This is a genomic window from Polaromonas sp. P1_E1_2 (assembly GCF_056406035.1).
The window spans coordinates 1-9,472 of the sequence record NZ_JBFUAZ010000103.1 but is presented as its reverse complement, the minus strand read 5'-3'; the positions used below and the strand labels follow the sequence as shown (position 1 = coordinate 9,472).

Annotated in this window: 9 protein-coding genes; 3 read left to right on the top strand and 6 right to left on the bottom strand. The window is 62.1% G+C overall.

What is annotated here, in order from left to right; genetic code table 11:
• Nucleotides 1-365: 365 nt before the first annotated feature.
• Nucleotides 366-2,303: a DEAD/DEAH box helicase gene (locus tag AC1D1P_RS07515; protein WP_477672560.1), complete on the bottom strand. Its 1,938-nt coding sequence runs from the start codon at nucleotides 2,301-2,303 to the stop codon at nucleotides 366-368.
• Nucleotides 2,304-2,684: 381 nt separating this feature from the next.
• Nucleotides 2,685-3,248, bottom strand: coding sequence for an oligoribonuclease (orn, locus tag AC1D1P_RS07510; protein WP_457279974.1), 564 nt, complete (start codon nucleotides 3,246-3,248; stop codon nucleotides 2,685-2,687).
• A gap of 35 nt (nucleotides 3,249-3,283) precedes the next feature.
• Between orn and AC1D1P_RS07505 the strand changes: the two genes are divergently transcribed.
• The 3 genes from AC1D1P_RS07505 to rsgA are packed head-to-tail and all read left to right on the top strand — an operon-like array spanning nucleotide 3,284 to nucleotide 5,870.
• Nucleotides 3,284-4,573: a M48 family metallopeptidase gene (locus AC1D1P_RS07505; protein ID WP_477672559.1), complete on the top strand. Its 1,290-nt coding sequence runs from the start codon at nucleotides 3,284-3,286 to the stop codon at nucleotides 4,571-4,573.
• Nucleotides 4,570-4,890 carry a 4a-hydroxytetrahydrobiopterin dehydratase gene (locus AC1D1P_RS07500; RefSeq protein WP_436157846.1) on the top strand — a complete coding sequence of 107 codons (321 nt, stop codon included), beginning with the start codon at nucleotides 4,570-4,572 and terminating at the stop codon, nucleotides 4,888-4,890. The genes AC1D1P_RS07505 and AC1D1P_RS07500 overlap by 4 nt, the downstream gene beginning before the upstream one ends.
• On the top strand, nucleotides 4,887-5,870 hold the full coding sequence (gene rsgA / locus AC1D1P_RS07495; protein ID WP_477672558.1) for a ribosome small subunit-dependent GTPase A: 984 nt from the start codon (nucleotides 4,887-4,889) through the stop codon (nucleotides 5,868-5,870). Before AC1D1P_RS07500 ends, rsgA begins: the two co-directional genes overlap by 4 nt.
• 37 nt (nucleotides 5,871-5,907) lie before the next feature.
• On the opposite strand, the gene hisC is transcribed toward rsgA, so the two are convergent.
• The 4 genes from hisC to rplS all read right to left on the bottom strand — a co-directional run.
• Nucleotides 5,908-6,990: a histidinol-phosphate transaminase gene (hisC, locus tag AC1D1P_RS07490; RefSeq protein ID WP_477668031.1), complete on the bottom strand. Its 1,083-nt coding sequence runs from the start codon at nucleotides 6,988-6,990 to the stop codon at nucleotides 5,908-5,910.
• Complete coding sequence (locus tag AC1D1P_RS07485) at nucleotides 6,987-8,015, bottom strand: CobD/CbiB family protein (RefSeq protein WP_477672557.1); 1,029 nt, start codon at nucleotides 8,013-8,015, stop codon at nucleotides 6,987-6,989. Before AC1D1P_RS07485 ends, hisC begins: the two co-directional genes overlap by 4 nt.
• A 326-nt stretch (nucleotides 8,016-8,341) precedes the next feature.
• Nucleotides 8,342-9,049, bottom strand: a complete 708-nt coding sequence (locus AC1D1P_RS07480) for a CoA pyrophosphatase (protein WP_477668032.1) — start codon at nucleotides 9,047-9,049, stop codon at nucleotides 8,342-8,344.
• A 66-nt stretch (nucleotides 9,050-9,115) separates the two neighbouring features.
• Nucleotides 9,116-9,472 (bottom strand): 50S ribosomal protein L19 (rplS, locus tag AC1D1P_RS07475; protein ID WP_477672556.1); only part of this gene is annotated, 357 nt, incomplete at its 5' end.

Genomic DNA, 9,472 nt, shown 5'->3' with positions numbered 1-9,472 from the left:
GAACGTGACCGCGGACGATGCGGGATCGTCACAAATGAAAAAGGCGGTCGGGATCAGGCACCCCGCCTGGGGCGATCCGGCGAGTGCGGGCAGTGCTTCAGCCTTGCAACAGGACGGACGTCCGGGTGCGCAGGAAGCAAAGAGTCAGTTCTTTGAAAGAGGAGGCCAGGCGGCTGCGTGCATGTGGATGTGTTTTTTGGCAAGCGCCGGACTGCCGGCGCGGCCATCGCATCATAACTTCAGCGGGCGTTGCAGGTGTCCGCGGGTGCGGCCCCCAGTCCGCACGGGGCCATAAAAAAAAACGCCCCAGACATTGTCCGGGGCGGCTTTTTTATTTGCCCTTGCTGGCGATGCTTAATTAAGCATCAATCGCGAAAGGGCTTGGAGAACTTGCCGGGTTTCTTGGCCGCATCGCGGGGCACAAACACCTTGCCGGCAGGCTTGGCAAAACCAGGCTTGCGGTTGGCAAAGTCAGGGCGCGGTGCGAAACCTTCATTGCGGGAAGCAAAGCCTTCGTTGCGCGGAGCGAAGTTGCGGTCTTCACGCGGCGCAAAGCCGGTGTTGTTGCCGCCACCAAAACCACGGTCATCCTGACGGCGCGGGCCGCGGTCATTGAAACCGGAACGGTCGCCATAGCCACCCTGTGGTCCAGGAGCGCGGCCCTGGAAGGGAGCACGATCGTCACGGTCGTTGTGACGAGGTGCGCCGAAGCCGCCACCGCCAGCACCACCGCCAAAGCCACCTGCAGGCTTGCGGCCGGCATAGCCGCCACGATCACCACCACCGCCGAAGCTGCGGCCACCGCGGTCGCCGCGGTCACCGCCGAAGTTGCCGCGTGGGCGATCGGAGGTCGGGGCAAAGCGCTGCTGTGGCTCCAGACCGGCGATCACGCTGGGCTTGAGGTTCTGCTGCATGTAGTGCTCGATGTCCTGGATCTTGCGGCGATCGCGGAACTCGGCAATCGTGATCGCCTGGCCTTCGCGGCCGGCGCGGCCGGTACGGCCAATGCGGTGCACGTAGTCTTCGGCTTTCATCGGCAGGCCGTAGTTGATCACGTGGGTGATCGACGGAACGTCCAGGCCGCGGGCAGCCACATCGGTAGCGACCAGGATCTGGACACGGCCGTCGCGGAAAGCCATCAGGCGGCGGTTGCGCAGGCCCTGGCCCAGTGCGCCATGCAGCGCCACAGCGCTGAAGCCTTCCTGCACCAGGTCATTGGCCAGGCCGTCGCATTCAACCTGGGTGCAGGCAAACACGATCGACTGGTTCATGGTGGTGTCGCGCAGCGAATGATCCAGCAGCTTGCGCTTGTGGGTCATGTTGTCGGCCCACAGCAGAGACTGGGTGATCGACGCATGTTTTTCATGCGGCGAGTCGATCTCGACGCGCTGCGGCTGGCGCATCACACGCGTGGCCAGTTGCATGATGCGCGGCGCAAACGTGGCGCTGAACATCATGGTCTGCTTGCGCTCGATCGTGAGCTGGTTGACTTCGGTCAGGTCGTCGGCAAAGCCGAGGTCCAGCATGCGGTCGGCTTCGTCGACGACCAGGAACTGCACCTGGTCCAGCTTGATCTGCATGCTGCGCTGCAGGTCGAGCAGGCGGCCGGGGGTGGCCACCACGAGGTCGGCATTTTGCAGCTTGGCAATTTGCAGCTGGTAAGGAATACCGCCCACCACGTTGGCAATGCGCAGGCCGCGGCAATGGCGAACCAGGTCGATTGCGTCGGCGCAAACCTGCTGGGCCAATTCACGCGTCGGGCACAGGATCAGTGCACCGGGCGTGGCAGCCTTGAAGTTGCGCGGGCTGGTCGGGTCCTTGCGCTTGGGTTTTTTCAGGGGTGCTTCGCCGCGGGCGACGGCTTCGGCGCTCAGGCGTTCAAATTCGGAGCGCTCAAAACGCTCGGCTTCTTCCTGCTGTTTCAGCAGGGTGTGCAGCACGGGCAGCAGGAAGGCTGCGGTCTTGCCGCTACCGGTCTGGCTGGAAACCAGCAGGTCGGTGAATTTGGCTTTGGGGTCGCTTTTGGCGTCATGGTCCAGGGCCTGCATGGCCTTGGGGATCGTGGCCATCTGCACGGACGTCGGCTGGGTGAAACCCATGTCGGCGACAGCTTGCAGGAGTTCCTTGGCCAGGCCCAACTTCACGAAACCATTGGGTTCGGCTGCAACGGCTTCCAGGGAGGTGGGAGCCATCGAAGGCTCGTCCGAAGAGAAGTCCGGAATCACGTGGATCACGGCCTCAGCGGCGGTATCAATATTTGTGTCGGGCAAAACGTCGCCACGAGCCTCAAAAGAGTCAGTCATGTTTTTTCTCACTAATCACCTGTCCGCAACGCTTTTGGCGAAGGAACAGGAAACTTCACCCCCGCGATGCGGAGGATTCGTTCATGGTTAATAAAACATCAACCATCAAACGAATATGCGGTCCAGGCAGCAGAAATGTGCCCGAAGCGGTGACTCCGTTATTGGAATCAAAAGTGTGAGGTAGATGTACAAATGCAGGGCACCCAGTGCACTGCAAGCCCACGATTATAGCGTGCTTTACGGGTTTCTACCAGTCCCCTGCTCAACCGGGGGCATCGCGGCTTCCTGCCGTCAGCCTGTACCGTGCGCACCCGCTATCATTTCAATAGCTGCTTGCGCTTGTCCTGTCTGGCTAAAACCCCGAAATGACTTACGCAGAATTCACTTCAGGAAGTGTTGCCGATAGTGCTCAAGTTCGTCAATCGACTCGTGCACATCGGCCAGGGCGGTGTGGCTCTGGCGCTTTTTGAAGGCGCTGTAAACCTCGGGACTCCAGCGCTTGGCCAGTTCCTTGAAGGTGCTGACGTCAACGTTGCGGTAGTGCAGGAAGGCTTCGAGTTTGGGCATGTACTTGACCAGGAAGCGCCTGTCCTGGCTGATGGTGTTGCCGCACAGCGGTGAAACACCCTTGGGAACGTATCGGGCCAAAAAAGCCAGAATCTGCGCTTCGGCATCTGCCTCGTCCACGGTGCTGGCCTTGACCTTGTCGATCAGGCCGCTGCGCCCATGGGTGCCCTTGTTCCAGTTGTCCATCTGGTCCAGCAACTCGTCGGTCTGGTGGATCGCCAGAACCGGGCCCTCAATGCGCGGCGTGAGTTGCGGGCCTGTGACGATGACGGCGATCTCGATCAGGCGCTCTTTTTCCGGGTCGAGGCCGGTCATTTCGCAGTCCAGCCAGACGAGGTTCTGGTCTGATTTTTTGAGTAGGGGTTCAGTTTCAGGCATCTTGCGATTCTCGCTGATCGCCTAAACTGCCAGCCATGACCGACTATTCGCTTGTTTTCACCGGGGTGTTTTCCGCCTTTCTGGTGTTGGGGCTGCTCACGAAGTTCTACCTGGCTTCGCGGCAGATCCGCCATGTGGCACGGAACCGGAACGCGGTGCCCGCCGCCTTCTCGGCCACCATTTCGCTGCAGGCGCACCAGAAGGCAGCCGACTACACAATCGCCAAGGCACGCTTCGGCATGCTGGAGATGGCCTTCGCCGCCGCCGTGCTGCTGGGATGGACGCTACTGGGCGGCATCGACATGCTGAACCAGGCGATAGCCGGTTCGGGCCTGGCCGCCTGGGGCGCGCTGGTGCCGCAGCTGGCCCTGCTGGCCGCTTTTGGCCTCATCAGCGGTTTGCTCGACCTGCCCTTCACCTTGTACAGCACCTTCCGCATTGAAGAGCGTTTCGGCTTCAACAAGATGACCTTGAAACTTTGGCTGGCCGACCTGGTGAAGTCGACGCTGGTCGGCATCGTCATCGGCCTGCCCATCGTGGCGCTCATCCTGTGGCTGATGGGCAGCGCGGGAAGCCTGTGGTGGCTGTGGGCCTGGGGTGCCTGGATGGGTTTTAACCTGCTGGTGCTGGTGCTCTACCCCACCGTCGTCGCGCCGATGTTCAACAAGTTCAAACCGCTCGAAGACGAGACACTGAAGGCGCGCGTGACAGCCCTGATGCAGCGCTGCGGCTTTGCGGCCAAAGGCCTCTTCGTGATGGACGGCAGCAAACGCTCGGCCCACGCCAATGCCTATTTCACCGGCTTCGGCGCGGCCAAGCGCGTGGTGTTTTACGACACCCTGCTCAAACAGCTCAACCCCGGTGAAGTTGACGCCGTGCTCGCGCATGAGCTGGGCCATTTCAAGCACAAGCACATCATCAAACGCATCGTCTCGATGTTTGCCATGAGCCTGGCCGGTTTCGCCTTGCTGGGCTGGCTGTCGTCACAGGTCTGGTTCTATACCGGCCTGGGCGTGCGGCCCAACCTCACCGGCGCCAATGACGCCCTGGCGCTGCTGCTCTTTTTGCTGGTGGTGCCGCTCTTCAGCTTCTTCATCTCGCCGGTGTTCGCCCAGTTCTCGCGCAAGCATGAGTTCGAGGCCGACGCCTATGCCGTGGCGCAAACGGACGGCAAGGATTTGCAGAGCGCCCTGCTCAAGCTCTACCAGGACAATGCCAGCACCCTCACGCCCGACCCGGTATTTGTGAAGTTTTACTATTCGCATCCGCCCGCCTCCGAACGGCTGGGCCGCATGATTCCTTCTGTTGAAAGCACCGCGACATGAGCAACCCGATCCACCAAAACCGCCGCGCCCTGAGCGCCACGGAAATCGTCACCCAGTTGAGCAAGCTCAATGGCGAGCAGGCCCTGGGCTGGCGCCTGATCGACGGTTCACTGGAAAAAACCTACAGCTTCAAGAACTACTACGAGACCATCGCCTTCGTCAATGCACTGGCTTTCATTGCCAATGCCGAAGACCATCACCCCGACCTGGCCGTGAGTTACGGCAAATGCACGGTGCGTTTCAACACGCACGACGTCGATGGTGTCTCTGTCAGTGATTTTTTCTGCGCGTCGAAGGTTGACGCCTTGCTGGCTTGAGCAAACCAGCACGCCCTGCCGCTGCCCCCGTCGCGGGCACGCGGCCCGGGCTGGTGGTGGCGGGTTTTGGCCGGCACGTGCTGGTGGAGACCGACACCGGTGAACGGGTGATCTGCCACCCGCGCGGCAAAAAAAGCCAGGCCGTGGTGGGAGACCGCATTCGCTGGCTGCCTTCCGAAGACGAAGGCACCATCGAGAAAATTGAAGAGCGCCGCAACCTGTTTTACCGGCAGGATGAGATGCGCACCAAGTCCTTCGCCGCCAACCTCGACCAGGTGCTGATCCTCATCGCAGCCGAGCCCGAGTTCTCGGAAAGCCAGCTGACCCGCGCGTTGATTGCCGCTGAAGCAGAGGGTATCACCCCCATCATCGCCCTTAACAAAAGCGACCTCACCGAGCCTTTCGGGCGCGCCTGGGCCAAGCTGGCGCCCTACCGGGCCATGGGCTACAGAATGCTCTCGCTGGCCATCAAGCCCAAAACAGCGGCAAGCGGGCCGGCCGATGCCCCGCACCCGGAACTGCAGGAACTGACGGACTTGCTGCGGGACAAAAAGACGCTGGTGCTGGGACCTTCAGGCGCGGGCAAAAGCAGCCTGACCAACCTGCTGGTGCCCGATGCACGGGTGCTGACGGCGGAAATATCGCAGGCCCTCAATTCAGGCAAACACACCACCACAAGTACCACGCTGTACTGGGTGAATACCGGGACGGACGGTCAGAGGAGCACCGCGCTGATTGATTCGCCGGGCTTTCAGGAGTTCGGGCTGCACCACATTGACCCAGTGCAGCTGGCCAACTACATGCCCGACCTCAAGGCGCACGCCCAGGACTGCAAGTTCTACAACTGCACCCACCTGCATGAGCCGGGTTGCGGGGTGATTTCAAAGGTCAAATCGGGGCCCAGCCCAGACGGAATCAGCGCAAGCCGCTATCGTTTGTATAGCGAACTATTTGCCGAGCTGTCGCAACCCCGATATTGACGGGAACTGACGGGCAGCGCCCGTCCGGGCAATAGCGTCAGGCCTTGAGCAGCTCGCGGCAGGCCTGCACCAGCGCCTCACACTGCGCCGGCGTGCCCACGCTGATGCGCAAATGCTGGTCGATGCGCGGCTGCCTGAAATGGCGCACCAGGATGTTTTTTTCGCGCAAGCCGGCCGCGAAGGCCGCTGCGTCGTGGCCAGGATGGCGAGCCAGCAGGAAGTTGGCCTGCGATGGCAAGACGTCAAAGCCGAGGCCTTGCAGCTGCCGGCTTAACAGATCACGGCTCTGGATCACGGCCGTGCGAGTCGCTTCAAAATAAGCACGATCCTCGTAAGCCGCCACGGCACCGGCGATGGCCAGGCGGTCCAGCGGATAGGAATTGAAGCTGTCTTTCACCCGCTCAAGGGCTTCAATCAGGTGGCGCTGGCCGGCGGCAAAACCAACGCGCAATCCGGCCAGCGAGCGCGACTTGGACAGCGTGTGCACCACCAGCAGGTTGGGATAACGCGCAATCAGTTCAATGGCGGTTTCGCCGCCGAAATCCACATAGGCTTCGTCTACCAGCACAACCCGCTCGGGCTGTTGCTGCAACAGTTGCTCGATCTGCGCCAGCGGCAGGCCGGTGCCGGTGGGCGCGTTCGGGTTGGCAATCACCACGCCCGCGCATGGCGCGGTGTAATCCGCCACATGGATGCGCAGGGACGCATCCAGCGGCACGAGCCCGGCCTCAATGCCATAGAGCCCGCAGTACACCCTGTAAAAGCTGTAGCTGACATCCGGCATCAACAGCGGCTGGCCGTGGCGGAAAAATGCGCAGAAAGCGTGCGCCAGCACTTCATCCGAACCATTCCCAGCAAACACCTGGCCGGTGTCTATGCCGTGGTAGCCGGCAATCGCCCGCCTGAGTGCATTGGCCTGCGGGTCGGGATAAAGCTGCAGGCCGTTTTGCGCCGCGGCCGTGATGGCGGCAACGACACGGGGCGATGGCGGGTATGGGTTCTCGTTGGTGTTGAGCTTGACCAGGTCCGCAACACCGGGCTGCTCCCCCGGCACATACGGCACAAGACCGCGCACCGCAGGGCTCCAGAAGGATTGCCCGGAAGGCAGGCTGCCGCTCATCCGAGCAGGCGTGCCAGGGTCAGCAGCGCCAGCAAGACCATCCACAGCACCACGGAACGCCACACCAGCCCCACGATGCTTCGCAGGTGCGCCACTTCGGGCTCCCGGCCAGGCGTGGCTTCTGTGGCGATGCCGTCTTCCGCATCCAGGCCACCCGCCTGGAAACTTTGCGAGGTGTCCGCCGAAAACGTGGTCTTGAGCGCTTCGCCGCCCAGGCGCACGTTCACGGCACCGGACGTAGCAGCCAGGATGATCCCGTCGTTGCGGTTTTCAGAGGCCGAAGGTGCGCCAGCTGGAAACCGATGCGTGTAGTTGCGCCAGGCATCAATGGCGTCTTCAAAACTGCCGACCACCGCGAAACCCAGCGAGGTGACACGGGCGGGCACAAAATCAATCACGCCCCAGGCACGGCTTGCGGCAAGCTGCAGCGCCGTGCTGGCGCCCTCGCCTGCAGCGGCGGCGGTCCTTCTTTTATAGGCCCAGTAGCGTGAAACGAACTCACTCATGCGGTAGAGCACGGCGCCTGCGGGCCCCAGCCCCAGCGCAGCGAGCACCGAAAACCAGCCCAGCACGCCGAACACATGGCGGTGCGCGGCCAGCACCGAATATTCAATCACGTGGCGGACAATTTCGCTGCGCGGAAGCTCGCTCGCATCGACCTGGCGCCACTGCGCCAGCAATTCGCGCGCTGTCGTTTCGTCGCCGTCATCCAGCGCGTCGCGTATGTCCGTGAAGTAGTGGCTGAACTGCCGAAAGCCCAGCGTGACATAGAGGATTGCCACGTTCCATGCAAAAGCCAGCACGGGGTTGATGGTCCACARCAGCCAGTGAATCAGGAAGGTGACCAGCGCCGGCACCAGCACGGCGACCGTCCATGCGATCCAGCCGTGGTGCGGTTTGCCGGCATCCAGGCTGCGGTTGGTCCAGCGGGCCCAGCCCCGAAATCCCGCATGAATCCAGTTGCCGCGGGCCAGCGGACGGGCCTGTTCGATGATGAGTGCAAACAAAACGGCAAAAAAGCTCATGAGGAATCATAACTTGGCCCCCACGCTTTTCACTTCGTGTAATGCGCTGCCCCCCGAGGGGGCCGCCCGCCTGCGGTCTGGCATAGCCAGCCCCGCGGCTCATGCTGGGTTTAAGAGTTCAGTTAGCACAACCCAGCGGGGCCCGTGCGAGCAGGGGCCGCGGAACTGGCTCTGCCAGGCCGTAGGCGCCGTCCCCTGCAAGGGGAAAAGGGCTACACGAAGTGAGCCCGATAGGGGTGTGCTAATTTTTCGGCTTCGCCGGCCCCAGGCGCCGCCCCCTGGAAGGGGGGAACAGGCTACACGAAGTGAGCCTGGACGGTGGTGGGCTAAGCCACCAGAAAACGATAGAGATTACGCAGCATGCCGGCCGTCGCGCCCCAGATATAACGCTCCCTGGCCTCGTTGCCATCACCTTCCACGGAGGGGTCTGAGTACGGCATGGAAAGCCATTGGCGCAGGGCGCCGTCGAACTCCATCTCGTGGCGGCGATGATTGGCCGGGTTCATCAGGTAGCCCAGCGGCACCTCGAAGACATCTGCGACTTCACCCGGATTGGGCTGCAGCACGAACCCGGGCCTCACCAGCGCCACCACCGGCGTGATGATGAAAGCGGTACCGGTGACGTAGGTCGGCAAGGTGCCCAGCACCTCCACATGGTCGCGCGGCAAGCCCACCTCCTCGTGCGCTTCCCGCAGCGCGGTGTCTACCGCATCGCGGTCGGTTTCATCCGTACGGCCGCCGGGCAAGGCGACCTGGCCTGAGTGCGTGGACAGGTTGGTGGTCCGCTCCGTCAGCAGCAGTGTCAGCTCGTCCCGCATGACCAGCGGAATCAGCACCGCAGCCAGCGCAGGCGTGCGGTCGGTGAATGTCTTTTCAACGCTGTGTTCGGGAGTCCACACAGGCGGATGCCGAAAACGCTGGCGCAGGGCCTCCGGTGAAAGGTGCGCCGAAGGGACCCCCGCCAGATGGTCATCAATACCCAGCACCGGGATGCTGCGCGGGTCAAACTTCGGCAGGGGCCGGGTGTTGTTCATGGAGTGAGAGGTTAGCAGGCAAAAAAAAGCCGCTCGACAGAGCGGCTTTTCAGGGCGGAGGTGCTTTTAGGCAGCCTTGGCGCCCAGCTTTTCCTTGATACGTGCGGATTTGCCGCTGCGGCTACGCAGGTAGTACAGCTTGGCACGGCGCACATCACCACGGCGCTTGACTTCAATCTTCGCGATCAGCGGGCTGTAAACCTGGAACGTACGTTCCACGCCTTCGCCGTTAGAGATCTTGCGAACGATGAAGCTGGAATTGAGGCCGCGATTGCGCTTGGCAATCACCACACCTTCAAAAGCCTGCACGCGTTTACGCGTACCTTCCACCACATTGACGCTSACGATCACGGTGTCGCCGGGAGCGTAAACGGGAATGGTCTTGTTCAAGCGGGCGATTTCTTCCTGCTCAAGGGTCTGGAT

Coding starts and splice junctions, on each gene's coding strand:
- AC1D1P_RS07515 (WP_477672560.1), bottom strand. CDS start 2,303: ATGACTGACTCTTTTGAGGCTCGTGGCGACGTTTTGCCCGACACAAAT.
- hisC (WP_477668031.1), bottom strand. CDS start 6,990: ATGAGCGGCAGCCTGCCTTCCGGGCAATCCTTCTGGAGCCCTGCGGTG.
- AC1D1P_RS07500 (WP_436157846.1), top strand. CDS start 4,570: ATGAGCAACCCGATCCACCAAAACCGCCGCGCCCTGAGCGCCACGGAA.
- AC1D1P_RS07480 (WP_477668032.1), bottom strand. CDS start 9,049: ATGAACAACACCCGGCCCCTGCCGAAGTTTGACCCGCGCAGCATCCCG.
- orn (WP_457279974.1), bottom strand. CDS start 3,248: ATGCCTGAAACTGAACCCCTACTCAAAAAATCAGACCAGAACCTCGTC.
- AC1D1P_RS07505 (WP_477672559.1), top strand. CDS start 3,284: ATGACCGACTATTCGCTTGTTTTCACCGGGGTGTTTTCCGCCTTTCTG.